Source organism: Kitasatospora phosalacinea (genome assembly GCF_000716545.1).
Taxonomy (GTDB): Bacteria; Actinomycetota; Actinomycetes; order Streptomycetales; family Streptomycetaceae; genus Kitasatospora; species Kitasatospora phosalacinea.
In genome coordinates this window covers 48,431-72,640 of sequence record NZ_JNWZ01000009.1, presented here as the reverse complement: position 1 = coordinate 72,640, position 24,210 = coordinate 48,431, and the positions used below count along the sequence as shown (strand labels likewise).

Sequence of the window (24,210 nt, the reverse complement as noted above, 5' to 3'; positions counted from 1 at the left end):
GGCCCCTGCCGCGGTCGCTCTCGGCCAGGAGTCCTTCCTTCCCAGCTTGGCGAGTTGCGCCCGCACCACGCCCGCGTCCGGCTCCGGCGCCCCGCGGCCCGTCGCGTCGAGGGTGGTGAAGACCGCCAGGACGTCTCCGGCGCGGGTGACCAGGGCGCGCTGGGCGATGGTGGCGCCGTCGGTTTCATCCGTGAGGGTGAAGGCGGTGGCGGCGTCCGCTCCTTCGGGGGTGGGCGTGTCGAGCCGGGTGAGCAGGTGGTGGCCGGCCGTGGAGGTGAACGCCCGGCAGTGGTCGAGGACGTGCTCGATCCCGGCGTGGACGGCCGCGGCCCGGCCGGGCCGGAAGGCCAGGATGCCGGTGTAGAGCGAGGCCCGGCCGTCGTCCTCGCGGGCGATGTCGAGGTCGGCCTCGGCGAGCGGTCCGGCCGAGCCCTTGGAGGGGGTGAGCGCGTCCAGGACGGGCTGGCAGGCCGGGATGTCGGAGGTCAGCGGCGGGCTGGAGATGTCGTTCTGGCCGGGCTGCATGAGCGTGACGTGCCAGCCGGGGCCGAGTTCGGCCTCGGTGACGGCCAGCGCGCGCACCGCGGCGGCGTCGTACTCGGGCGTCGCGGCGGGGGACGCGGCGGGCCGCGCGGCGGCGCGGTCCGCGGAGGGGCCGGCCGGGGCGGTCGCGCAGCCGGTGGCGAGGGCGGCGAGGGCGGCGAGGGCGAGCGGGTGTCGCACGGCGGTTCTCCCTGCGGGGCGGCGGTGGCGGGAGGCGCACCTTAGCGCGGTCGAGTGGTCACCCTGCGTCACGGTTCCCGTCCCGGTTAGCCCGTGCGTGCCTGATTGATCACACCAGGGGCCCCCGACGGCGGTTGTCGACGGCGCGTCGATAGGATGCTCGCGGCCGGTGGACCGTATCCGGCCGGGCTGACCGACACCGACGCCGGCCGAGCCCCCGAACCGCTTCCGGAGGGTTTTCCGTGCCGGCTGGAACGCTGTACCGCGGCCGGGAAGGCATGTGGAGCTGGGTGGCTCACCGAGTCACCGGCGTCCTGATCTTCTTCTTCCTGTTCGCACATGTCCTGGACACCGCCCTGGTGCGGGTGTCGCCCGAGGCGTACGACTCGGTCATCGCCACGTACAAGTTCTGGCTGGTGAACCTGATGGAGTACGGCCTGGTGGCCGCCATCCTGTTCCACGCCCTGAACGGCCTGCGGGTCGTGGCGGTGGACTTCTGGGCCAAGGGCCCGAGGTACCAGAAGCAGATGCTGTGGACCGTCGTGGGCGTCTGGGTCGTCCTGATGGCCGGCGCCTTCTACCCCGTCCTCCAGCACACTCTTCGCACCTGGTTCGGGGGCTGATCCGCGTGTCCACTGAGACCAACGACCTGGTGGTTACCTCGGTCCACGCCCACACGGGCAAGGGACTGGGCACCGGCAACCCGGCGGACGCCTTCGTGGTGGAGCCCGCCCGGACCCGCACCCGGAAGACCCCGCGCCGCACCCGCACCAACTTCGAGATGCTCGCCTGGCTGTTCATGCGGCTGTCGGGTGTCGTCCTGGTGGTGCTGGTCCTCGGCCACCTGTTGATCAACCTGATGCTGGACGGCGGCGTCTCCCGGGTCAGCTTCGCCTTCGTGGCGGGCCGCTGGGCCTCCCCGTTCTGGCAGGTCTGGGACCTGCTGATGCTGTGGCTGGCGATGCTGCACGGCTCCAACGGCATGCGCACCGTCATCAACGACTACGCGGAGAAGGACGCCACCCGCCTGTGGCTCAAGGGTCTCCTCGGTGTCGCGACCGTCTTCACGGTCGTCCTCGGCACCCTGGTGATCTTCACCTTCGACCCGAACATCTAGACGAGCCACCAGAGGCGACTGACCCCCATGCAGATTCACCAGTACGACACCGTCATCGTCGGCGCCGGCGGCGCCGGCATGCGCGCGGCCATCGAGTCGACGCAGCGCAGCCGCACCGCCGTCCTGACCAAGCTCTACCCGACCCGGTCCCACACCGGCGCGGCGCAGGGCGGCATGTGCGCCGCGCTCGCCAACGTCGAGGAGGACAACTGGGAGTGGCACACCTTCGACACGGTCAAGGGCGGTGACTACCTGGTCGACCAGGACGCCGCCGAGATCATGTGCAAGGAGGCCATCGACGCGGTCCTCGACCTGGAGAAGATGGGTCTCCCCTTCTCCCGGACCGACCAGGGCCGGATCGACCAGCGCCGCTTCGGCGGCCACTCCCGCAACCACGGCGAGGCCCCGGTGCGCCGGTCCTGCTACGCCGCGGACCGCACCGGCCACATGATCCTGCAGACGCTGTTCCAGAACTGCGTCAAGCACGGCGTCGAGTTCTTCAACGAGTTCTACGTCCTCGACCTGCTGATCAACGAGGGCCGCACCGCCGGCGTGGTGGCCTACGAGCTGGCCACCGGCGAGATCCACGTCTTCCAGGCCAAGGCCGTGGTGTTCGCCTCCGGCGGCACCGGCAAGATGTTCAAGGTCACCTCGAACGCGCACACCCTGACCGGCGACGGCCAGGCCGTGGCGCTGCGCCGGGGCCTGCCGCTGGAGGACATGGAGTTCTTCCAGTTCCACCCGACGGGCATCTGGCGGATGGGCATCCTGCTCACCGAGGGCGCCCGCGGCGAGGGCGGCATCCTGCGCAACAAGGACGGCGAGCGCTTCATGGAGCGCTACGCCCCCGTCATGAAGGACCTGGCGTCCCGTGACGTGTGCTCCCGCGCGATCTACTCGGAGATCCGGGCCGGCCGCGGCTGCGGCCCCGACGGCGACCACGTCTACCTGGACCTGACCCACCTGCCGCCGGAGCAACTGGACGCCAAGCTGCCGGACATCACCGAGTTCGCGCGCACCTACCTCGGCATCGAGCCCTACACGGACCCGATCCCGATCCAGCCCACCGCGCACTACGCGATGGGCGGCATCCCGACCAACGTCGAGGGTGAGGTCCTGAAGAACAACACCGAGGTCGTCCCGGGCCTGTACGCCGCGGGCGAGGTCGCGTGCGTGTCGGTGCACGGCGCCAACCGGCTGGGCACCAACTCGCTGCTGGACATCAACGTGTTCGGCCGCCGGGCGGGCATCGCGGCCGCCGAGTACGCGGAGAAGCACGACTTCGTCCCGCTGCCGGACGACCCGGGCGCGCTGGTCGAGTCGCTGGTGAGCGGCCTGCGGGAGTCCACCGGCACCGAGTCGGTCGCCAAGATCCGCCAGGAGCTGCAGGAGTCGATGGACACCAACGTGTCCGTCTACCGCACCGGCAAGACCCTGCAGCAGGCGGTCGAGGACGTGGCGGCGCTCAAGGAGCGCTTCAAGAACGTCTCGATCGCGGACAAGGGCTCGCGCTACAACACCGACCTGCTGGAGGCCGTCGAGCTGGGCAACCTGCTCGACCTGGCCGAGGTGCTGGTCGTCTCCGCGCTGGCCCGCGAGGAGTCCCGCGGCGGTCACTACCGCGAGGACTTCCCGACCCGTGACGACGTGAAGTTCATGCAGCACACCATGGCGTACCGCGAGGTGGCCGAGGACGGCACCACCTCCATCCGCCTCGACTACAAGCCGGTCGTGCAGACCCGCTACCAGCCGATGGAGCGTAAGTACTGATGTCCACTCCGACCGTCGAGACGCACTCGGCCGCGCTTGACGCGGCCGAGTCGGGCAGCGTCCAGCTGATCAACGTCACCTTCCGGATCCGCCGGTTCAACCCGGAGGAGCACCCGGACCCGGTGTGGGTGGACTACCAGCTCCTGATGGACCCGAAGGAGCGCGTCCTGGACGCGCTCAACAAGATCAAGTGGGAGCAGGACGGCACGCTCACGTACCGCCGCTCCTGCGCGCACGGCATCTGCGGTTCGGACGCCATGCGGATCAACGGGCGCAACCGGCTGGCGTGCAAGACCCTGGTCAAGGACGTCAACCCGGAGAAGCCGATCACGATCGAGGCCATCAAGGGCCTGGCGGTCCTCAAGGACCTGATCGTGGACATGGACCCGTTCTTCCAGGCGTACAAGGACGTCATGCCGTTCCTGATCACCAACGGGAACGAGCCGACCCGCGAGCGGCTGCAGTCGCAGGCCGACCGCGAGCGCTTCGACGACACCACCAAGTGCATCCTGTGCGCCGCGTGCACCTCCTCGTGCCCGGTGTTCTGGAACGACGGCCAGTACTTCGGCCCGGCGGCGATCGTCAACGCGCACCGCTTCATCTTCGACTCGCGCGACGAGGGCGGCGAGCAGCGCCTGGAGATCCTCAACGACCGTGAGGGCGTGTGGCGTTGCCGCACCACCTTCAACTGCTCGGAGGCCTGCCCGCGCGGCATCGAGGTCACCAAGGCGATCCAGGAGGTGAAGCGCGCGCTCGTCACGCGTCGCTTCTAGTCCGACCTGTTCCGCAGGGCCCGTCCGGAGTTCCGGGCGGGCCCTGCGGCGTCGTACCGGACGGTGCGTCAGGCGGCGCGACGGGTGCGGACGGTGGCCAGGGTGAGCAGCAGCGGGCCGAGGAACAGGGCGGCGGCCATGGCGCGGTAGTCCTGGTCGGCGGCGGAGGCGGTGAGCGCCAGCTGGGTGCCGAGGACGGCCGCGCCGGCCACCGGGACGAGGGCGCGCAGCCGGTGCCGCCAGGCGTGCAGCGCGGCGGCGGCCAGGCCCAGGTAGGCCCAGAGGGCGCCGCGCCACAGCAGCCAGTCCAGTTGCGGGGCGCGCAGCAGGGTGCCGCTCCAGGTCGCGGCGGCGTGCAGCGGGTGCCACAGGCCGCGGGAGCCGGCCACCGGGCCGGGCACCCCGGTGGCGGCGTGCGGGCCGCTGGCGCCCGCCCGGACGCCCCAGGCGAGCCGTCCCCGGCAGAGCCGGGCGTCCAGTACCCGGTCGGGGTGGTCGCGCAGCAACCGGCGCCAGGCGGCGGCGAGTTCGGCCTCGGCACGGTGGGCCGCGGCGGCGTCCCACCGGTCGGTGAGGGCGGCGCTCGCGGAGCAGTCGGCGCCCGCCGCGTCCCAGGCCCCGGGCGGGGCGACGGCGGCCAGGGCGGGGTCGAGCGGGGCGGGGGCGCGGTGCTGGGCCAGGGCCAGGTCGGCGGCCCGCAGGGTGTGCAGGTCGCCGCCGAGGTCGGCGGGGTGGCCCAGCAGGCCGAGCGCGATCGGCACCGCCAGCGCGAGCGGGGCCAGCAGCAGCAGGCGCACCCGCGCCCCGGGCAGGGCCGCCAGCAGCACCGCGACCGCGACCAGCGCGGTCCCGGCACCCCGGGTGCCGGTCAGCGCGAGGGCGCAGACGGCCGAGAACAGCACGGCCAGGTCCAGCCGTTGGGCGGGCCCGCCGAGTTGCAGGCCGCCCTCGGCCCGCCGGGCCAGCAGCCGCAGCCCCGCCCCGGTGAGCAGCAGCGCGGCGACGGTGGCGACCGCCTCGGGGGCGGCCGAGACCACCAGGGTCGCGGTCGGCGGGAGCGCGGCCAGCGCGAGGGCGACCGGCCCGCTGTGGCGTCCGCGCACCCCGAACCGGGCGAGCGCGGCCACCAGGTACCCGAGCGCGAAGGCGGCGGCCGCGGTCTGCAGCAGCGTCGCTGGCCCGGCGTGCACGGCTCGCACGGCCGCCGCGTACAGCGGCGCCGACCCCTCGGGCACCGTCCCGGTGTACGCCGGGTACACCGCCGCCCACCACAGCAGCAGCACCGCCCAGCAGGCCGCCGCCACCGCGAACGGCAACCGCAGCCGGGACTTGGCCCGCCGGTGCCGTCGCGCCCGCTCCTGCCGCCGCGCCCACTCCGGGCGGGCCTCCTCGAGGGTGGTACTGGTGCTCACGGCGAAGCCCTCCCCCACAGTTGGTGCGGGGCAGGCTAGCAGCAGTATTCGGCCACTTGAAGAGGGCGTGCATATGCACGCGTCAACGGCCGGGCGGCCGGTCCAGCGGGCGGGGCAGGACGACGGCGAGCACCACGTCCGGTCGCCGCGGACCATGGCGGCACCCTCCCGGCGGGGGCGAGCGAATCGGCCCCGATCGGGCGCGGAGCCGGCGGCGCTACTCGGCGGGCCGTCCCCCGGCGGCGGGCGCCGCCGCGCGGCGCAGGGCGCGCAGGCCGCGGACGCCGATCCAGCCGATGGCGAGGCCGAGCAGCAGGGAGGCGACGGCGAGCAGCAGGTGCACCCAGAAGAAGGCGGTGGGCTGGGAGTGGTCGCCGTTCACGAAGGCCTGGCCGCCGGAGTCCTTCCAGAGGTTCTTGACGAAGGTGGTCCAGATGAAGACCGACCAGACGCCGAAGGCGGTGAGGAACCAGGAGACCGGGCGGCTGAGCTTCATGGCGGGGGTCCTTAGCGGCAGGCGGGGTGCCCGTCCAGTATGCGGGGCCCGCCGATCGGAGCAGCGGGCGGTACTCGTTCGTGGCGTCGGCCGGTGGTGTCCGCCGGTAGCGGGGCGGGAGCGGGTTACTTTCCCGGAATGCTGATAATCCGCCGGATTCTCCACGGTTCGTCCGCTGCCGCCCTGCTGTTGGTCCCCGCCCTGCCGGCGGCCGCCGTTGCGGGGGACGCGCCGCCGCCCGGGGTGGTGGGCGGGGAGCGGCTGGGCGCGGCGGGGGTGCAGGTGGCGGCGGGGGCTCCGGCGCTGCCGAAGGAGCTGACCGGGAAGTCCTGGCTGGTGGCGGACGCGGGCAGCGGGCAGGTGCTGGCCTCGTTCAACGCGCACGCGCAGCTGCCGCCCGCGTCGACCCTGAAGATGCTGTTCGCGGACACCGTGCTGCCCCGCTTCAACGCCTCCGACGTGCACCGGGTGGCCTGGTCGGAGCTGCAGGGGATGGGGGCGGGCAGCAGCCTGGTCGGCATCAAGGAGGACCTGGACTACAAGGTCGAGGACCTGTGGCGCGGGGTGTTCCTGTCCTCGGGCAACGACGCGGTGCACGTGCTGGCGAACATGAACGGCGGCGTGGCGAAGACGGTGGCCGACATGCAGGCCAGGGCGGAGCAGTTGCAGGCCAGGGACACCCACGTGGTCACCCCGGACGGCTACGACATGGACGGGCAGGTCACCTCGGCGTACGACCTGACCCTGTTCGCCCGGGCGGGCCTGCGGAACCCGGACTTCCGGGCGTACTGCGCGACCCGCTGGGCGCAGTTCCCGGGCGCGGTGGACAAGAAGACCGGGCAGCGCGGCAGTTTCGGGATCGCCAACACCGACCGGCTGCTGGGCAAGTACCCGGGCCTGATCGGGGTGAAGAACGGCTACACCACCAACGCGGGCGCCACCTACACCGGCGCGGCCGAGCGCGACGGGCGGACGCTGCTGGTGACGGTGATGCACCCGGAGAGCAGTCCGAAGGTGTACGACGAGGCGGCGGCGCTGCTGGACTGGGGTTTCGCCGTGGCCGGCAGGGTCGACCCGGTGGGGGTGCTGGCCGAGGACACCGGCGCGCCGCAGCAGCAGCCGGCCTCGGCGGCGCCCGTCGCACGGCCGGTGGCGGACCGGCCGAGTGCCGGGCCGGCTCCGGCGGCCGGGCGGGCGGAGCACGCGGCGGCCGCCGGGCCGGGGCCGGCGACCTGGTCGGCGGTGGGGCTGTGCGCGGCGGTCGCGGCGGCGGGGCTGCTGCGGCTGCGGGCGCTGCGCCGCCGGGCCGCCCGGTGGGGTTCCTGACCGGGGTGCGGGCGGTCCGGGCGGTCCGGGCGGTCCGGGCGGTCCGGGCGGTGCGGGCGGTCCGGGCGGTGCGTCAGGCGGCCTTGCGGCCGGAGCGCAGGGCGCGGCGCACCACCCGGGTGGCGAACGGCGGCAGGACGTCGAGGGCGACCCGGCGCGACAGCGAGCGCTGCCCGGCGGGGCGGCGGACGGCCTCGGGCTCGTCCCAGGCGAGGCGGTGGCAGACCTGCCCGGCGATGTGCTCCTCGTCGAGCCGGAAGCCCTCGCCGCGCCAGTCGCGGGCGAGCAGGTCGGCGCGGACGGCGTCCGGGTCGCCCCAGGTGCCGTAGAACTTCTCGGGGGTGAGCAGCACCGGCCGCAGGCCGAGGGTGAAGACAGCCTCCCAGACGGCGGCGGCCACGCCGGGGGTGTGCGGGGCCCGGTAGTCGTCGAGGGCGACGACGCCGTTCTTGGCGAGCGCGTCGCGGGCGACCAGGATGTCGCCGGCCACGTGCTCGTAGAGGTGGGAGGCGTCGACGTGGACGAAGCGGCAGCTGTCGGCGGGGATCCGGCCGTCGGCGAGCACCGAGGTGGGGGCCTGGACGATCACCGGGAGTTCGGGGTGGAAGGCCAGGTAGTTGGTTTCGAAGGCGCGCCGGGTGAGGGTCTCCCGGTACGACATGCTCATCTCGGCGGAGTTCTCGTCGTCGGGGGCGTCGAGGTCGAACAGGTCGCAGACGGTGAAGGTCTCGCCGGGCTGCAGGTGGTCGCCGAGCAGGATCGCCGAGCGGCCCAGGTAGGCGCCCAGTTCGAGCAGGTCGCCGGTGGTCCCGGCGGCGGTCTGCCGGGACAGCAGGTGGGCGAAGGCCTCCCGGTCCGCGCGGAAGAACCATCCGGGGACGTCGTCGGGGGTCGCCGGGGCGACGGGAGCGGCGCTGGTGTCGAGAGCGGACACACGGTCTCCATGGGGTGGGCCGGAGCGGGGGGACGCGGCGGCGTGCGGTCAGCGGGCACTGACATGTGTGAGCGGGATCATAGTCACTCGTCCGATGGGCGGACACCCGTCCGGAGGGGTGTCTTCCCGGCCGCTTCGAGCGCCGCCTCGGCCTGCCGCACGGCGCGCAGGCGGGCCCGCTCCGGGTCGGCGAGCGCGGTCCAGGCCGCGCAGTACATCAGCAGCCGGGTGACGAAGTCGATCCACAGCAGCAGCGCCACCGGCACGCCGAACGCCCCGTACAGGCTGCGGCCGGCCACCGAGCCCAGGTACGAGGAGAGCAGCAGCTTCAGCACCTCGAAGCCGACGGCGCCGATCAGCGCGCCCTCCAGCAGGGCGCGGCGGCGCTGGCCGCCGATCCGCGGGAACGGGCCGAGCAGGTAGGCGAAGAGCAGCAGGTCGGCGCAGACCGCGATCAGGAAGCCCATCGCGGACAGCAGCCAGCGGGCCGCCCCGCCGTGCAGGCCGAGGCCGTCGGCGAGCCGGTGGGCGAGCGTGGTGGCGAGCGCGGAGGCGGCCAGCGAGGCCAGGCAGACCAGACCGAGGCCGAACAGCACCACGCAGTCGCGGACCTTGACCAGGACGGGGTTGCCGCCGTCGTCCGGCAGCCGCCACACGGTGCGCACGGCGCCGCGCATGGTGTCGACCCAGCCGAGGCCGGAGACCAGCAGCAGCGCGCCGGAGACCAGGCCGACGGTGCCGGCGTTGGCGACCATGGCGTTCAGGTCGAGCGAGTCGGCGAGGCCGGGCAGCTGCTCGGTGATCTTGTCCTGGAGCTGGCGCACCCGGGAGTCGGAGAGGGCGGCCAGCGCGATCGCCAGGGCCACGGTGAGCAGCGGGAACAGGGCGAGGAAGCCGAAGAAGGTGACCGCCCCGGCCAGCCGGTTGCCCTGGACGGCGTCGAACAGCAGGTACACCCGGTAGGGGCGGCTGCGCATCAGCCGGGCGGCGAGCGGGCCGATCACGGGCAGCTTGGTGAGGAAGTCCACGCATGGCTGTATACCGCCGGGCGGGCCCCGGCGGCGGGAGCGAAGCACGCCGTGGCGCGCCGTCAGCGGGCGCTCACCGGTCCGGGGCCCGGCGGCGGGCGGCAAGCGGCGGGCGGCGGGCGGCAGCTCAGCGGCGGACGGCCCGGCGGGCCCGGGCGAGCACCCGCAGGCCCTGGAAGCCGAGGCGGTTGCCGCGGGCGAGCAGTTCGCCGCGCAGCCCCTCGCGGCCGGGGGCGGGCCGGTAGCCGGCCGGGCGGTGCCGGGCGCAGTGCTCGGCGGCGAGGCGGAAGAACTCGCGGCGGTCGCCGGCCGGGACGCGGCCGGGCTTGGAGACCACGGTGGCGAGGTGGCCGAGCATCATCCGGTAGATGACCGGGCGCCAGCGGTCGAGGTCGGGCCGGGTGTCGAGGTAGCCGAAGACCCGGTCGTACTGGGCGAAGACGTCGAAGTGCTTGCGGGAGGCGGTGGCGAGGATGTTGCCGCCCTCGCGGCGCTGGCGGTAGTGGACGCCGACGGTGTCGAGCAGGGTGATCCGCTCGGCGGCGAGCAGCGCCGGGTAGGTGAACGGGGTGTCCTCGTAGTAGCCGGGCGGGAAGGACAGGCCGTTGTCCGCCAGGAAGGCGCGCCGGTAGGCCTTGTTCCAGGCGACCTGCAGCAGGTCGAGCAGGTCGCGGCGCTCGTCCAGGGTGAACACCTCGGCGCCGGGCCGGGCGAACACCGGCGCGGAGGCGGAGCGGGTGACCCGGCCGTCCCAGTAGCTGCGGGCGTAGTCGAACACCAGCAGGTCGGGGTCGCCGGTGGCGCGCAGCCGGGCGTCGACGGCGGCGAGCAGGCCGGGGGTGAGGGTGTCGTCGCTGTCCAGGAAGATCACGTAGTCGCCGGTGGCGAGTTCGGTGCCGGCGTTCCGGGCCGGGCCGAGGCCGACGTTCTCGGGCAGGTGCCGGACGGTCACCCGGGGGTCGGCGGCGGCCGCCGCGTCCAGGAGGGCGCCGCAGCCGTCGGGCGAGCGGTCGTCCACCGCGATCAGCTCGAAGTCGGCGAAGGACTGGGTGAGGACGGACTCCAGGCACTCCGGGAGGTACTCCTCTACGGCGTGCACCGGCACGACCACACTGAACCGCGGCATCTCTCACCCTCCCGACCTGGCCTGGCCTGGCCTCGCGCAGACTAGCAAGCCCGGAGAGGTAGGATCGCCGCCGGTGGCGGTCCGCTCTCTCCATGTCTCCACGGGCCCGCCGGTCGCATTCCCGAGGAAAGGCTCTGCGCTAGCGATGGCCCCCCGTCTGTCCGTCGTCGTCCCGATCTACAACGTCGAGCGCTACCTAGAGGAATGCCTCGACTCGATCGCCGCCCAGACCTTCACCGACTTCGAGTGCGTCATGGTCGATGACGGCTCCAAGGACTCCAGTGCCGAGATCGCGCGGGCGTACGCCGCGAAGGACTCCCGGTTCCGGCTGGTGCAGCAGGTGAACAAGGGTCTGGGGGCGGCCCGCAACACCGGCTACCGGAACATCTCCGAGGGCAGCGAGTTCCTGGCGTTCGTCGACAGCGACGACACCATGCCGCCGTCCGCGTACGAGCTGATGATCGGCACCCTGGACGAGACCGGTTCGGACTTCTGCACCGGCAACGTGCTGCGCTTCCGGGCCGTGGGCCACTACCAGTCCGGCGGCCACCGCAAGCCGTTCGCGTCGACCCGGCTGCGCACCCACATCACCGAGATCCCGGCGCTGATCACCGACCGCACCGCCTGGAACAAGGTCTACCGGCGCTCCTTCTTCGACGGTGCCGGGGTGCTGTACCCCGAGGGCATCCTGTACGAGGACGCGCCGGTCAGCGTGCCGCACCACTTCCTGGCCCGCCGGGTCGACGTGCTCGCCGAGCCGATCTACCACTGGCGCGAGCGGGAGGTCGGCGAGATGTCGATCACCCAGATGAAGACCAACCCGAAGGGCGTCATCGACCGGGTCAAGTCGATGGAGCTGGTCCGGGACTGGCTGTCGGCGCAGAGCGACCCGAAGTTCCGCAAGTACCTGGCCACCTACGACGAGAACAACCTCGTCGAGGAGATCCCGATGTTCTTCGGCTCGGTGCTGGAGGGCGACCCGGAGTACAACGCGGCCTACCTGGAGTCGGTCGGCCGGCTGCTGCGCGCCATCGGCCCCGAGCCGGTCCGCAAGCTGCGCGCGCCGCTGCGCCTGAAGTACCACCTGACCCTGCAGGGCCGGCTGGAGGAGCTGATCGAGCAGCTCCGCTTCGAGCAGGACAGCAACGGCGCCGCGCCGGCCCGCGGCCTGCTGCGCCCGTACGCCGACTACCCGTTCCTGCGCGGCGGCCGCAAGAGCGTCCCGGCGGACGTGCTGCGGCTGAAGAACGCCCTGGTGATGCGCTCGCGGCTGTACGAGGCGGTCTGGGAGGACGGGAAGCTCAAGCTCACCGGGCACGCCTTCCCCGAGCACCTGGGCGCCGCGCACAAGCACGACATGGTCAAGGCGCTGGTGCTGCGCGAGGCCAAGGGCCGCGGCGTGGTGGCCGTGCAGACCAAGGCGCAGTACAGCCCGGAGGCCACCTCCAGCTCCCCGCACGACCTGTACAGCTGCGACTGGGCGGGCTTCTCCGCGTCCATCGACCCGCAGCGGCTGAAGTCCCGCGGGGCCTGGAAGGAGGGCTCCTGGCGGGTGCTGGTGGCCGGTGCCGGCAAGGGCGGCGTGTACAAGGGCCGGATCTCGGTCGGCTGGCACGACCGCAACGAGTACCCGCCGGTGCACTGGGTCGAGGACGACGTCCGGATCGTGCCCTGGTCGCGCGACGGCCACCTGCTGCTGCGGGTGGAGCGGGTGCGCGCCCGCGCGGTCGCGGCCTCGGCGGAGGGCGGCGTCCTGGAGCTGAGCGGCCTGGTCCGCTCCGGCCCGGACCTGGCCGGCGCGGAGCTGCGGCTCAAGCACGTCGAGTCCGACCGCGACCTGTTCGCCGAGCTGGAGCTGGGCACCCCGGTCGGGCGCGACCTGCCGTTCACCGCGCGGGTGCGGGTCGCCGAGCTGACCGCCGTCCGCGAGGCCTGGGACGCCCTGGACCCGACCGCCGAGGAGCGCACCCGGGACCGCTGGGACCTGGAGCTCAAGCTCACCGACGGCAGCGCGCTGCCGCTGGTGCTGGACGACCGGACCGCCCCGGTGGAGCTGCACCTGCCGCTGGGCGCGGGCGAGCGCGCGCTGTACGCCAAGCCCTCCCCGTCCGGCTACCTGCAGCTGTGCGACCAGGTGCTGCAGCCGGTGATCGAGGAGGTGGCCCGGGCCACCGACGGCGAGGGCTTCGTGGTCAGCGGGTCCTTCCCGCTGGCCGGCGCGCACCGCTACGAGCTGGTGATCCGGCACTACAAGCGCCAGGAGGAGCACGCCTACCCGGTGGAGATCGCCGACGGGCGCTTCCGGGCCGCGCTGCCCGCCGTCCCGACCGCGTCCTTCGCGGGCCGGGTGCCGCTGCACAAGGGTTCCTGGACGGTGCTGTTCCGCCCGGTCGGCGCCCCCGTCGACAGCCTGTGGCCGGCCGCCGCGCTGGCCGCCCGGACGTTCGACGCGCTGCCGCTGGAGATCGAGGCCCGCGGCAAGCGGGTCGCCCTGGAGCGCCGCGGCTTCGACACCCTGTCGCTGGAGTCGCACGACCCGCTGGGGCCGGACGAGCGCAGCGGCTACCGCCAGCGCCTCCTGCGCCGCGCCTACACCGAGCAGCAGTTCGGCCCGCTGACCGACACGGTGCTGTACCACACCGTCCGGGAGGACTGGTGGGCCGCCGACGGCGGCCTGTACGGCGACTCGCCGCGGGCCGTGCACGAGGAGCTGGTGCGCCGCGGCCTGCCGCTGCGCCACCTGTGGACCTCCGTCGACCTGCAGGCCGAGCTGCCGCAGACCGCCGAGTGCGTGCGCCACCGCTCCCCCGAGTGGTTCCGGGCGCTGTCCACCGCGAAGTACATCGTCACCTCCACCCACCTGCCCACGTACTTCCGCCGCCGCCCCGGCCAGGTCGTGCTGCAGACCTGGCAGGGCGTGCCGCTGAAGCGGATCGGCACCGACTTCGAGAAGGTCTGGTTCACCGACTCCGGATACCTGGAGCACCTCAAGGAGGAGGTGCCGCAGTGGAGCCTGCTGACGGCGGGCAACCGCTGGTCGGCGCCGGTGCTGCGGCGCGCCTTCGGGTACGGGGGGCGGGTGCTGGAGAGCGGTTCGCCGCGCAACGACCTGCTGTTCGCCCCGGACCGGGAGAAGACCGCGGAGCGGGTGCGCGAGCGCCTGGGCCTGCCCGAGGGCAAGAAGGTCGTGCTGTACGCGCCGACCTTCCGGGAGGACCGCCGGCTGCCCGACGGCGGCTACCAGTTCAACCTGCAGCTCGACCTGGAGGCGGCCCGCGCCGCCCTGGGCGACGACCAGGTGCTGCTGGTGCGCAGCCACGAGGTGGTGCGCGGGCAGATCGCCGAGGCCGGCAACGGCTACGTGTGGGACGTCAGCACCTACCCGGACGCGGCGGAGCTGCTGCTGATCGCCGACGTGCTGGTGACCGATTACTCGGCGGCATTGTTCGATTTCATGAACACGGGCCGTCCGGTGATTTTCTTCACCTACGACCTGGAGCACTACCGGGACAACCTGCGCGGTTTCAGCCTCGACTTCGAGGCGCAGGCGCCCGGCCCGCTGCTGCGCACCTCCGCCGAGGTGGTCGGCGCGCTCGGCGACCTGTCCCGGGTCACCGCCGAGTACGCGGAGAAGTACGCGGCCTTCCGGGAGGCCTACGGCGACCTGGACGACGGCCAGGCCGCGGCCCGGGTGGTCGACGCGCTGCTGGACGGCGCGGAGCGGTGACCGCCGCCGTCAACCGGGCGACCGCGCGCCGCCGGAGGTGAAAGGGCTGTCAATTCCCTCCCTGTTTCCTGGAAATCCCCTGAAAGCTGGGAATTTCCCCAGGAGGGAGGGAATTGACTTTCCCTGTTCGCCTGGCTGTCATGGGTGAGTGGCTCGACTCCCCCTTTTCGCCGGCCGGCCGGAACGCACCCGTCCCTCTTCCGCCCCCTCCGCCAGGGTGGGGTTGCGGCGGGCGGTCTGGGACGGCGGCATCCTGTCGCTGCTCGGTGACGGGCGGCTGGCGGGGCACTCGGGCGACCGCCCGGGCGAGACCTCGGTCGAGCTGGAACTGACCCCGCCGTCCGGGCAGCGGCCGCTGCGGCTGCGGACGTACCCGCGCTACCTCCCCGAGGCCACCGACGACAGCGCGCAGGCCGCCCTGGGGCTCGACTGGACCGGCTTCACCGCGCTGATCGACCCCGAGGCGCTGCGCCGGCGCGGCCAGTGGCACCCCGGCACCTGGCAGGTCACCGCGCTGGTGGCGGCCGGCGCGCTGCGGGCGCGGGCGCCGCTGGCCGCGCACTGGTGCGGCAGCGGCGAGTACCCGTCGGCCTGCTGGGTCGGCGAGGGCGTGCTGCTGGTGCCCCGGTTCGGCTCCGACACCCTGCGGCTGACCGTGCTGCCCGGCCGGGCCGTCGTCACCGGCCTGGACTGCGCGGAGGACGGCTTCCTGGTCTCCGGGCGGGCCCCGGCCGGCTCCTCCGGCGGCGCCCTGGTCCTGCGCCACCGGGAGACCGACACCGCCGTCGCCTGCGACACCGACTGGGACGGCAGCGCGTTCACCGCCCGCGTCGGCGCCGCGCAGTGCGACCTCTCCGGGCACTGGGAGCCCAGCCTGCTGCTCCCCGACGGCCGGACGGTCGACCTGCGCACCGACTGCCCGCCGGCCGGCCGCCGCCAGCTCCCGCTGGCCGACCGGCAGGTGCTGTACGCCAAGCAGCTGTCCGACCTGCGCCTGCAGTTCTGCGTCCAGGACCCGGAACCGCTGGTCGACGCGCTCACCGCCGTCCCCGAGGGCTGGGAGCTGGCCGGCGAGCTGCCGCACCACGCCGGCGCCGGCACCGAGCTGGTGCTGCGCCACGGCGGCGACGGCCGGGAGCGCCGCCGCCCCGTCGAGCTGACCGCGGACGGCCGGTTCCGCACCGTGCTGGCCCTGGAGCCGCCGGCCTCCGACGGCCGGCCGCGGCCGCTGGCCAAGGGCGTCTGGGAGCTGTCGCTGCGCCGGACGGGCGCCCCCGAGCACGAGGACCGGTCGCTGCGCCTGCACCCCGCCGTGCTGGACGGGCTGCCGCTGCGCACCCCGCGCGGGCCCAAGTCCTTCCTGCTGGAGCGCCGCTGGCACGACACCCCGATCCTGGACAGCACCCCGGTGCTGTCCGCCGCCGAGCGCAGCGCCCGCCGCCAGCGGCGGCTGCGCACCGCGGACTACCCGGCGGCCCGCCGCCGCCCGCTGCGCGACGCCGTGCTGTACGACGTCTTCGGCGGCCGCAGCTACTCCTGCAACCCGCGCGCCGTGCACGAGGAGCTGGTCGCCCGCGGCCTGCCGCTGGAGCACCTGTGGGTGGTCGAGGACGGCCAGGAGCAGCCCCCGCCGGGCACCACCGCGCTGCGGATGTGGAGCCCCGAGTGGTACGAGGCGCTGGCCACCAGCCGCTACCTGGTCGGCAACACGCACTTCCCGGAGTTCCTGGAGCGCCGCGAGGGCCAGGTGGTCGCCCAGCTGTGGCACGGCACCCCGCTCAAGCGGATAGCGCGCCAGGTGCGCACCGAGTGGATGGCCGAGGACGGCTACCTGCGGCGGCTGGAGCACGAGGTGAGGCAGTGGAACCTGCTGCTGTCGCCCAGCCCGTTCGCCACCCCGATCCTGGCGGACTCCTTCGACTACCGCGGCGCGCCGCTGGAGGCCGGCTACCCGCGCAACGACCGGCTGGTGCGGGCCGACCCGGTCGAGCGGGCCGCCGTCCGGGCCCGGCTCGGCGTCCCGGAGGGGCGCACCGCCGTGCTGTACGCGCCGACCTGGCGCGACGATCAGCGCGAGGGCGACCGCTACCGGCTCGACCTGCGGCTGGACGTCGAGGCGGCCCGGGCCGCCCTGGGCGGGGACCACGTGCTGCTGCTGCGCCCGCACGTGCACGTCGGCGGGCGGGTGCCGGACGACGACTTCGTCCGGGACGTCTCGGACCACCCGGACGTCGCCGACCTGATGCTGGCCGCCGACGTGCTGGTCACCGACTACTCCTCGCTGATGTTCGACTTCGCGGTGACCGGCCGCCCGATGCTGTTCTTCACCTACGACCTGGAGCACTACCGCAGGCGGCTGCGCGGCTTCACCTTCGACTTCGAGGCGCACGCCCCGGGGCCGCTGCTGGCCGACTCGGCGTCCGTGGTGGCGGCCCTGCGCGAGCTGGACCCGGAGCCGTACCGGGAGCGCTACCGGGCGTTCCGGGAGCGGTTCTGCCCGCTGGAGGACGGCCGGGCCTCGGCCCGGGTGGTCGACCGGATGCTGGAGCTGGCCGGCCGGGCGGGCTGACGGCTTCCAGCGGACGCCCAGCGACGCCCCGGCGGCGCCCAGCAACCGCCCCCGGCCGGCCGGGGCGCGGGCGTTCCCTAGGGCCGGCCGAAGGCGTAGCCGCGCCACGGGCGCCACACGCCGTCCGCGCCGAAGGTCGACAGCACGAACTCGGCGACCTCGAAGGACGCCGTGAAGCCCTTGGTGCGCTCGTACGCGTTGTCCAGGGCGGCCTCGGACAGGCCGTGGGCGACGGTGACGTGCGGGTGGTAGGGGAAGGCCAGCTCGCGGGCCAGCGGGCCGGAGCGGACCTCCGCCTCCAGCACCCGGCACTCCTGGGCGCCCTCCTCGACCCGGATGAACACCACCGGGGAGACCGGCCGGAAGGTGCCGCTGCCCCGCAGCAGCATCCGGAACGGCCGCTGGGCGGCGGCCACCGCCCGCAGGTGGCGCTCCATCGCGGGCAGCGCCCCGGTGTGCGTCTCGGTCGGCGGCAGCAGGGTGACGTGGGTCGGTATCGACCTGGCCAGCGGGTCGCCGTACCCGGCCCGGGCGTCCTGCACCCGGCTGCCGTACGGCTCCGGGACGTGTATGGACACGCCGATGGTGACGGCCTCGCCGAGGCCGTCACCACCGGGGGCGGCAGCCGTCGGCATCAGCGCTTGGGCGCCAGGAAGCCGACCCGGTCGTACACCTCGGCGAGCGTCTCGGAGGCCACCGCGCGGGCCTTCTCGGCGCCCAGCGCGAGGACGCGGTCCAGCTCGGCCGGGTCGTCCAGGTACTGCTGGGTGCGGGCCTGGAACGGGGTGACCCACTCGGTGAACAGGTCGGCCAGCTCGGTCTTCAGGGCGCCGTACATCTTGCCCTCGAAGTGCGCGACCAGTTCGTCGGTCGACAGCCCGCTGAGCGCGGAGTGGATCCGCAGCAGGTTGGAGACGCCGGGCTTGGCCGCCTCGTCGTACGTCACGACGGTGTCGGTGTCGGTGACCGCGCTCTTGAACTTCTTGGCGCTGGTCTTGGCCGGGTCGAGCAGGTTGACCAGGCCCTTGTCGGTGGCCGCGGACTTGCTCATCTTCGCGGTCGGGTCCTGCAGGTCCTGGATCTTGGCGGTGGCCTTGAGGATGTACGGCTCGGGCACCGTGAAGGTCTTGCCGTAGCGGGTGTTGAAGCGGTCCGCGAGGTCGCGGGTGAGCTCCAGGTGCTGGCGCTGGTCCTCGCCGACCGGGACCGCGTCGGCCTGGTAGAGCAGCACGTCGGCGACCATCAGCACCGGGTAGGTGAACAGGCCGACCGTGGTGCGGTCGCTGCCCTGCTTGGCCGACTTGTCCTTGAACTGGGTCATCCGGGCGGCCTCGCCGAAGCCGGTGAGGCAGTTCATCACCCAGGCCAGCTGCGCGTGCTCGGGCACCTGCGACTGCACGAACAGGGTGCAGCGCTCCGGGTCCAGGCCGGCGCCGAGCAACTGGGCGGCGGAGACCCGGGTGTTCTGCCGCAGCACCGCCGGGTCCTGCTCGACGGTGATCGCGTGCAGGTCGACGACCATGTAGAAGGCGTCGTTGGCCTCCTGCAGGTCGACCCACTGGCGCACCGCGCCGAGGTAGTTGCCCAGGTGGAAGGAGCCCGAGGTGGGCTGGATGCCGGAGAGCACCCGGGGACGGTCCTTCACGGGACCGGTGACCGCTGCGTTGACCATGGGGCCCATTGTTCCAGCTTCCCCGGCCGGTCAGGAAACCTCCGGAGCGGGCGGGTCCGCCGGTGTGACGGTGCTCACCCGCAGCCGCTCGATCCGCCGCCCGTCGAGGCGGGCCACGGTCAGCCGCGCCCCGGTGTCGGTGACCACCTGGTCGCCCTTGCGGGGCAGTCGGCCCAGTTCGCGCACCACGAACCCGGCGACCGTCTCGTACGGGCCCTCGGGCAGGGTCAGGCCGGTCTCCTCGGTGAAGTCGGCGAGGTTGAGCAGGCCGTCCAGTTCGACGCCGCCGCCGGCCAGCCGCCGGGTCGCGGTGGTGTCCTGGGCGTCGTACTCGTCGCGGATCTCGCCGATCACCTCCTCGACCAGGTCCTCCAGGGTGACGATGCCCGCGGTGCCGCCGTACTCGTCGACCACGATCGCCAGGTGGTGGCCCTCCCGGCGCATCTCGCTCATCGCCTCCAGCACCCGCTTGGTGGCCGGCAGCAGCTTCACCGGGCGGGCCAGCTCCCGCACCCGGGCGGCCTGTTCGCCGCGCGCCCCGTACAGGTCGCGGACGTGCACGAAGCCGGTCACCGCGTCGTAGGAGCCCTCCACCACCGGGTAGCGGGAGTGCGGCGCGGAGTCGGTCTCGTGCCGGACCTCGGCGACCGGCCGGTCGCCGTCCAGGAAGGTCACCTCGGTGCGCGGCACCATCACCTCGCGCAGCTGGCGCTCCCCCGCCGCGAACACGTCGTTGATCAACTCGCGTTCGTCCGAGCCGAGTTCGGTGTTGGCGGCGACCAGGCCGCGCAGCTCCTCCGAGCTCATCACGCCGCGTCCGGCGCTCGGGTCGCCGCCCAGCAGCCGCACCATCAGGTTGGTGGAGTGGCCCAGCAGCCAGATCGCCGGCCGCAGCACCACCGACATCACGTCCACCACCGGCGCGGCCAGCACCGCGATCGACTCGGCCCGCTGCAGGCCGATCCGCTTGGGCGTCAACTCGCCCAGCACCAGCGAGGCGTAGGAGATCACCAGGGTCAGGCCGACCAGCGCCACCGCGTCCGCGACGCCCTCGGACAGGCCCGCCCGGACGAAGACCGGGGCCAGCTTGCCCGCCAGGGTGTCGGCGCCGAACGCCGCCGACAGGAAGCCCATGCAGGTCACCCCGACCTGCACCGCCGCCAGGAACCGGTTCGGGTCCGCCGCCAGGTGCGCGGCCCGCGCGGCCCGCCGCGAACCCGCCGACTCCAGGGTGCGGATCTGCCCCTCCCGCAGCGAGATCAGCGCGATCTCCGCGACGTTGAACAGACCGCCCAACATGATGAACACCAGGACGAGCGCGGCGTCCTGCAGGGTTTCGCTCACGGCCCGAGTGTAGGGCGCCCGCAACGGAACGGCCGGGCGCCCCGAGGGCACCCGGCCGTTCACCCGCTGCGGAGCGGCACTCAGATGAGGCCGAGCTCCTTGACCGCGTCGCGCTCCTCGGCGAGCTCGCCGACCGAGGCGTCGATCCGCTTGCGGTCGAACTCCGAGAGGTCCAGGCCCTGGACGATCTCGAACTTGCCGTCCTTGGTGGTGACCGGGAACGAGGAGATCAGGCCCTCGGGCACGCCGTACGAGCCGTCGGAGACGATGCCCATCGAGGTCCAGTCGCCCGCCGGGGTGCCGTTGACCCAGGTGTGGACGTGGTCGATGGCGGCGTTCGCGGCCGAGGCGGCCGAGGAGGCGCCGCGGACCTCGATGATCTCGGCGCCGCGCTTGGCGACCTTCGGGATGAAGAAGTTCTCGACCCACTCCTGGTCGGCGCCCACGGCGTCGAACGCGGACTTGCCGGAGATCTCCGCGTGGAACAGGTCCGGGTACTGGGTGGCCGAGTGGTTGCCCCAGATGGTGACCTTCTTGACGTCCTCGACCGTCACGCCGGCCTTCTTGGCCAGCTGGGCGACGGCCCGGTTGTGGTCCAGGCGGGTCATCGCGGTGAAGCGCTCGGCCGGCACGTCCGGGGCGTTGCGCTGGGCGATCAGGGCGTTGGTGTTGGCCGGGTTGCCGACCACCAGGACCTTGATGTCGTCCGCGGCGTTGTCGTTGATGGCCTTGCCCTGCGGGCCGAAGATGCCGCCGTTGGCGGACAGCAGGTCGCCGCGCTCCATGCCCGCGGTGCGCGGGCGGGCGCCGACCAGCAGCGCGACGTTGGCGCCGTCGAAGGCGACGTTCGCCTGGTCGGTGATGGTGATGTCGCGCAGCAGCGGGAACGCGCAGTCGTCCAGCTCCATGGCGACGCCCTCGGCCGCCTTCACGCCCTGCGGGATCTCCAGCAGGCGCAGGTTCACCGGAACGTCGGCGCCCAGCAGGTGGCCCGAGGCGATGCGGAACAGCAGCGCGTAGCCGATCTGGCCGGCGGCTCCGGTGACGGTGACGTTGACGGGGGTGCGAGTCATTTCAGCCTTCTCCTGCGGTGGCCAGGTGCCCCAGGCACACCGGCGCGCTGGGGCCGAGGATGATCTCTCGATATCGAGAGACCTGGGCAAGGCTATCGCAAGGCCGGAGACGGCGAAGCCAGGGGCGCGGGGAACCGCGCCCCTGGTGCCGCTCACCGCATCGGGTGCCCGATCAGCCGGCCGATGTTCTCCAGCACCGGCACCCGCAGCCACGGGTCGGGCTGGGCGACCAGCGTGAGCAGGACGATCGCGCCGCCGAGCACGAACATCAGGGTGACGTCGGTGAACCGGCTGCGGACGGCGAGCATGCCGACGTCGGGCAGGCCGAGCCGGAGCAGCGCGCCGAGCAGCGGCGCCGCGCCGAGGACGAGCAGGCCGAGCCGGAAGTGGCCCTGCCAGGTGGCGAGCAGGCCCGCCAGGGCGACGGCGAGGACCAGCGTTATCGGCCACTGCCGCAGCGGGAGGACGTGGCCGCGGCCGAGCGCGGCCCCGGCGCCCTCGGGCGGCAGGGTGCCCCGGGTGGTGACGGGGGGACGGCGGCGGCCGCGCCGCTTGACGCCGGGCACCGGTGTCAGGCGCCGGCGCGGCGCTCGGCCGCCTCGACGATGTTGTTGAGGAGCATCGCGCGGGTCATCGGGCCGACGCCGCCGGGGTTGGGGGAGATCCAGCCGGCCACCTCGGCGACGCCGGGGTGCACGTCCCCGACGATCTTGCCCTCGCTGCGGGAGACGCCGACGTCGAGGACGGCCGCGCCGGGCTTGACGTCCTCGGGCTTGACCAGGTGCGGGACGCCGGCCGCGGCGACGACGACGTCGGCGTTGCGCAGGTGCGCGGCGAGGTCGCGGGTGCCGGTGTGGCAGAGCGTCACGGTGGCGTTCTCGCTGCGGCGGGTGAGCAGCAGGCCGATGGAGCGGCCGACGGTGATGCCGCGGCCGACCACGACGACCTCGGCGCCGTCGATGGCGACGTCGTGGCGGCGGAGCAGTTCGACGATGCCGAGCGGGGTGCAGGGCAGCGGGCCGTCGATGCCGAGGACGAGACGGCCGAGCGAGGTCGGGTGCAGGCCGTCGGCGTCCTTGTCCGGGTCCATGAGTTCGAGCACGCGGTTGGCGTCCAGGCCCTTGGGGAGCGGGAGTTGGACGATGTAGCCGGTGCAGGTCGGGTCGGCGTTGAGCTCGCGGACGACGTTCTCGACGTCCTCCTGGGTGGCGGTGGCGGGCAGTTCGCGCTGGATGGAGGCGATGCCGATCTCCGCGCAGTCCCGGTGCTTGCCGTTGACGTACCACCGGCTGCCCGGGTCGTCGCCGACCAGGACGGTGCCGAGGCCGGGGACGATGCCCCGCTCCTTGAGGGCCGCCACGCGGACGGCGAGTTCGGACTTGATCGCGGCCGCGGTGGCCTTGCCATCGAGAATCTGGGCAGTCATGCCCCCCATTCTCCCGGATCGGGTGCCCGGGCCGCGCCGCCGGACCGCCTGCCGGACCGGTGCGCCGCGCGGACCGCCGTCGGCGGCCGCGGGGTCACGGAGCGTACCGGTCAGGTCGCGGTTGTGCCACGGTCCGGCACGGGTTGCGGAAGCCGCTGGACAGCGCGGTGTGGTACGGACGACGATGTCCGGGCAATCCCCGCCGTACCGGGTCCTGGTGACGGGCTGTCGTCGGCGGGGCACGACAGCCGGGGGGAAGAGGGACAGTGGGCGAACCGCACCGACCGGGGCCGCGCGGCGTGCGCGGCACGGGTGCCGCCGCTCCCTCGCGCGCCCCCGTACGGCCGTGAGCGCCCCCGCGCCGCCGGCCGGGACGGCCCGCCCGACGACGCTGCCGGCCCGTTGGCGGCGGTCGGCCGGGACGCTGCCGGGGTCGGTGCTGCGGGTGGTGCTGCGGGCCGCGCTGGTCGCCGGGGCGGCGCTCGCGCTGGCGGCGGCGCACGACGCGCACGATCCGGGGGTGCTGTGCCCGCTGCGCCTGCTGACGGGTGTGCCGTGCCCGGTGTGCGGCAGCACGACGGTGTTCGTCGAGGCGGGCCACGGCCGCCCCGGGGCGGCGCTGCTGGCGAACCCGGTGACCGCGCTGGCCGCGCTGGCGCTGGTGGGTCGGCCGTTCGGCCCGGGCCGCCGCCGGCCGCTGTCGTACGCGGGCCGCAACCTGCTGGTGGGTTCGGCCCTGGTGGCGGCCTGGGCCTGGGAGTTGGTCCGGCTCGGCCCGCTCCGGTTCTGAGCGGCGGCCGCCCGATGACCGTCACCCGGCGCCCCGTCACAGTGACCCGCTACTCTGCCCCGCGGTCGGTGTCCCCACCCGCCCGCCCCTAGGTTTTTCCGTCCAGTCCCCGTCCCTTCCTGCCCGGAGGCACCGATGAGTTACCCGCCCGACCCGAACAACCCGTACGGCCAGCAGCCCCCGCCGGCCGGCTACGGCTACCCGCAGCAGGCCCCGCCGCCGCAGGCCGGTTACGGCTACCCGCAGCAGGCCCCGCCGCCGCAGGCGGGCTACGGCTACCCGCAGCAGCAGCAGGTGCCGCCGCAGGCCGGCTACGGCTACCCGCAGATGCCGGGCACGATCCAGGCCAACAACGGCTACATCAACATCGCGAACGTCGGCACGGTGCGGATCGCCACCATGGGCCAGCGCTTCCTGGCCCGACTGCTGGACGGCGTGGTCATGTCGGTGGTCCTCGGCATCGCCATGGCGGCGGGCATGGCCGGCATGGTGGGCCTGGCCAACAAGGCCGACAAGTGCGACCCGTACAGCTCGGACTACCAGTCGTGCGTCAACGACGCGGGCACCAGCGTCATCGCCACGGCGTTCACCATGCTCGCGGTGATCGCGGTGTTCCTGCTGATCTACGAATGGCTGCTGGTCGGCCTGGCCGGTGCCACCATCGGCAAGATGGCCCTGGGCCTGCGCGTGGTGCGCGAGAACGACGGCCAGCACCCCGGCCTGGGCGCGGGCTTCATCCGCTACATCCTGCCGGTGGTGGGCGCGTTCCTCTGCTACATCGGCACCCTGCTGGTCTACCTGTCGCCGTTCTTCGACAACTCCGGCAAGCTGCAGGGCTGGCACGACCGTGCGGCCGGCACCGTCGTGATCAAGAAGTAGCGGCGGACGCCCGAGGGCCCCGCAC

The 24,210-nt window shown here is 73.5% G+C and carries 21 protein-coding genes; 10 read left to right on the top strand and 11 right to left on the bottom strand.

The genetic code is table 11. From position 1 onward, the window contains the following. The first annotated feature begins 54 nt into the window (after positions 1–54). From OO48_RS38085 to OO48_RS06505, 5 genes are all read left to right on the top strand, one after another. Positions 55–768, top strand: coding sequence for a hypothetical protein (locus tag OO48_RS38085; RefSeq protein WP_157845390.1), 714 nt, complete (start codon positions 55–57; stop codon positions 766–768). A 197-nt stretch (positions 769–965) separates the two neighbouring features. Then, positions 966–1,346, top strand: coding sequence for a succinate dehydrogenase, cytochrome b556 subunit (sdhC, locus tag OO48_RS06520; RefSeq protein WP_033213394.1), 381 nt, complete (start codon positions 966–968; stop codon positions 1,344–1,346). A 5-nt stretch (positions 1,347–1,351) separates the two neighbouring features. After that, positions 1,352–1,840 (top strand): succinate dehydrogenase, hydrophobic membrane anchor protein, encoded by a 489-nt coding sequence (sdhD, locus tag OO48_RS06515; protein ID WP_033213393.1) that lies wholly within the window; start codon positions 1,352–1,354, stop codon positions 1,838–1,840. 27 nt (positions 1,841–1,867) lie between these two features. Then, positions 1,868–3,610 (top strand): succinate dehydrogenase flavoprotein subunit, encoded by a 1,743-nt coding sequence (gene sdhA / locus OO48_RS06510; protein WP_033213392.1) that lies wholly within the window; start codon positions 1,868–1,870, stop codon positions 3,608–3,610. Next, a complete protein-coding gene (locus OO48_RS06505; protein WP_033213391.1) occupies positions 3,610–4,383 on the top strand; it encodes a succinate dehydrogenase iron-sulfur subunit in 774 nt (257 codons plus the stop codon). The genes sdhA and OO48_RS06505 overlap by 1 nt, the downstream gene beginning before the upstream one ends. Before the next feature lie 68 nt (positions 4,384–4,451). Here OO48_RS06505 and OO48_RS06500 read toward each other — a convergent pair whose 3' ends face one another. Then, positions 4,452–5,795 carry a hypothetical protein gene (locus OO48_RS06500; RefSeq protein WP_033213390.1) on the bottom strand — a complete coding sequence of 448 codons (1,344 nt, stop codon included), beginning with the start codon at positions 5,793–5,795 and terminating at the stop codon, positions 4,452–4,454. Positions 5,796–6,012: 217 nt separating this feature from the next. Continuing rightward, complete coding sequence (locus tag OO48_RS06495; RefSeq protein ID WP_033213389.1) at positions 6,013–6,291, bottom strand: SCO4848 family membrane protein; 279 nt, start codon at positions 6,289–6,291, stop codon at positions 6,013–6,015. Positions 6,292–6,429: 138 nt separating this feature from the next. Here OO48_RS06495 and OO48_RS06490 point away from each other — a divergent pair, with 138 nt between their 5' ends. After that, positions 6,430–7,617, top strand: coding sequence for a D-alanyl-D-alanine carboxypeptidase family protein (locus OO48_RS06490; protein WP_033213388.1), 1,188 nt, complete (start codon positions 6,430–6,432; stop codon positions 7,615–7,617). Between the two features lie 73 nt (positions 7,618–7,690). Here the strand turns inward: OO48_RS06490 and OO48_RS06485 are convergent, their stop codons facing one another. The 3 genes from OO48_RS06485 to OO48_RS06475 all read right to left on the bottom strand — a co-directional run bounded on the left by OO48_RS06485 (position 7,691) and on the right by OO48_RS06475 (position 10,705). Continuing rightward, positions 7,691–8,551: a class I SAM-dependent methyltransferase gene (locus tag OO48_RS06485; protein WP_033213387.1), complete on the bottom strand. Its 861-nt coding sequence runs from the start codon at positions 8,549–8,551 to the stop codon at positions 7,691–7,693. A gap of 83 nt (positions 8,552–8,634) precedes the next feature. After that, positions 8,635–9,579 carry a YihY/virulence factor BrkB family protein gene (locus OO48_RS06480; protein WP_051731806.1) on the bottom strand — a complete coding sequence of 315 codons (945 nt, stop codon included), beginning with the start codon at positions 9,577–9,579 and terminating at the stop codon, positions 8,635–8,637. Positions 9,580–9,706: 127 nt separating this feature from the next. Beyond that, entirely contained in the window at positions 9,707–10,705 is a 999-nt protein-coding gene (locus OO48_RS06475; protein WP_033213437.1) for a glycosyltransferase family 2 protein, read from the bottom strand. A gap of 145 nt (positions 10,706–10,850) precedes the next feature. Between OO48_RS06475 and OO48_RS06470 the strand changes: the two genes are divergently transcribed. Together OO48_RS06470 and OO48_RS06465 are read left to right on the top strand one after the other, a co-directional pair. Continuing rightward, positions 10,851–14,432 (top strand): bifunctional glycosyltransferase/CDP-glycerol:glycerophosphate glycerophosphotransferase, encoded by a 3,582-nt coding sequence (locus tag OO48_RS06470; protein ID WP_033213386.1) that lies wholly within the window; start codon positions 10,851–10,853, stop codon positions 14,430–14,432. A gap of 217 nt (positions 14,433–14,649) precedes the next feature. Next, positions 14,650–17,001, top strand: coding sequence for a CDP-glycerol glycerophosphotransferase family protein (locus OO48_RS06465; RefSeq protein ID WP_051731805.1), 2,352 nt, complete (start codon positions 14,650–14,652; stop codon positions 16,999–17,001). 77 nt (positions 17,002–17,078) lie between these two features. On the opposite strand, the gene OO48_RS06460 is transcribed toward OO48_RS06465, so the two are convergent. The 6 genes from OO48_RS06460 to OO48_RS06435 all read right to left on the bottom strand — a co-directional run bounded on the left by OO48_RS06460 (position 17,079) and on the right by OO48_RS06435 (position 22,516). Further along, positions 17,079–17,636 carry a 2'-5' RNA ligase family protein gene (locus tag OO48_RS06460; RefSeq protein ID WP_033213385.1) on the bottom strand — a complete coding sequence of 186 codons (558 nt, stop codon included), beginning with the start codon at positions 17,634–17,636 and terminating at the stop codon, positions 17,079–17,081. Further along, positions 17,636–18,673 carry a tryptophan--tRNA ligase gene (gene trpS / locus OO48_RS06455; RefSeq protein ID WP_051731804.1) on the bottom strand — a complete coding sequence of 346 codons (1,038 nt, stop codon included), beginning with the start codon at positions 18,671–18,673 and terminating at the stop codon, positions 17,636–17,638. Before trpS ends, OO48_RS06460 begins: the two co-directional genes overlap by 1 nt. A 30-nt stretch (positions 18,674–18,703) precedes the next feature. Further along, on the bottom strand, positions 18,704–20,017 hold the full coding sequence (locus OO48_RS06450) for a hemolysin family protein (protein ID WP_033213434.1): 1,314 nt from the start codon (positions 20,015–20,017) through the stop codon (positions 18,704–18,706). Positions 20,018–20,097: 80 nt separating this feature from the next. Next, positions 20,098–21,090, bottom strand: a complete 993-nt coding sequence (locus OO48_RS06445) for a malate dehydrogenase (RefSeq protein WP_033213384.1) — start codon at positions 21,088–21,090, stop codon at positions 20,098–20,100. A 152-nt stretch (positions 21,091–21,242) separates the two neighbouring features. Then, positions 21,243–21,656 carry a DUF3017 domain-containing protein gene (locus tag OO48_RS06440; protein WP_081951948.1) on the bottom strand — a complete coding sequence of 138 codons (414 nt, stop codon included), beginning with the start codon at positions 21,654–21,656 and terminating at the stop codon, positions 21,243–21,245. A 5-nt stretch (positions 21,657–21,661) separates the two neighbouring features. Further along, complete coding sequence (locus tag OO48_RS06435; RefSeq protein ID WP_033213383.1) at positions 21,662–22,516, bottom strand: bifunctional methylenetetrahydrofolate dehydrogenase/methenyltetrahydrofolate cyclohydrolase; 855 nt, start codon at positions 22,514–22,516, stop codon at positions 21,662–21,664. Positions 22,517–22,862: 346 nt separating this feature from the next. On the opposite strand from OO48_RS06435, the gene OO48_RS35975 reads away from it, so the two are divergent. Together OO48_RS35975 and OO48_RS06425 are read left to right on the top strand one after the other, a co-directional pair. Then, complete coding sequence (locus tag OO48_RS35975; protein WP_209439444.1) at positions 22,863–23,306, top strand: DUF2752 domain-containing protein; 444 nt, start codon at positions 22,863–22,865, stop codon at positions 23,304–23,306. 135 nt (positions 23,307–23,441) lie between these two features. Then, on the top strand, positions 23,442–24,185 hold the full coding sequence (locus OO48_RS06425; RefSeq protein WP_033213382.1) for an RDD family protein: 744 nt from the start codon (positions 23,442–23,444) through the stop codon (positions 24,183–24,185). The last annotated feature ends 25 nt before the right edge of the window (positions 24,186–24,210 follow it).

Coding starts and splice junctions, on each gene's coding strand:
- OO48_RS06435 (WP_033213383.1), bottom strand. CDS start 22,516: ATGACTGCCCAGATTCTCGATGGCAAGGCCACCGCGGCCGCGATCAAG.
- OO48_RS06475 (WP_033213437.1), bottom strand. CDS start 10,705: ATGCCGCGGTTCAGTGTGGTCGTGCCGGTGCACGCCGTAGAGGAGTAC.
- OO48_RS06460 (WP_033213385.1), bottom strand. CDS start 17,636: ATGCCGACGGCTGCCGCCCCCGGTGGTGACGGCCTCGGCGAGGCCGTC.
- OO48_RS06425 (WP_033213382.1), top strand. CDS start 23,442: ATGAGTTACCCGCCCGACCCGAACAACCCGTACGGCCAGCAGCCCCCG.
- OO48_RS06495 (WP_033213389.1), bottom strand. CDS start 6,291: ATGAAGCTCAGCCGCCCGGTCTCCTGGTTCCTCACCGCCTTCGGCGTC.
- sdhA (WP_033213392.1), top strand. CDS start 1,868: ATGCAGATTCACCAGTACGACACCGTCATCGTCGGCGCCGGCGGCGCC.
- OO48_RS06505 (WP_033213391.1), top strand. CDS start 3,610: ATGTCCACTCCGACCGTCGAGACGCACTCGGCCGCGCTTGACGCGGCC.
- OO48_RS06470 (WP_033213386.1), top strand. CDS start 10,851: ATGGCCCCCCGTCTGTCCGTCGTCGTCCCGATCTACAACGTCGAGCGC.
- trpS (WP_051731804.1), bottom strand. CDS start 18,673: ATGGTCAACGCAGCGGTCACCGGTCCCGTGAAGGACCGTCCCCGGGTG.
- OO48_RS06445 (WP_033213384.1), bottom strand. CDS start 21,090: ATGACTCGCACCCCCGTCAACGTCACCGTCACCGGAGCCGCCGGCCAG.
- OO48_RS06490 (WP_033213388.1), top strand. CDS start 6,430: ATGCTGATAATCCGCCGGATTCTCCACGGTTCGTCCGCTGCCGCCCTG.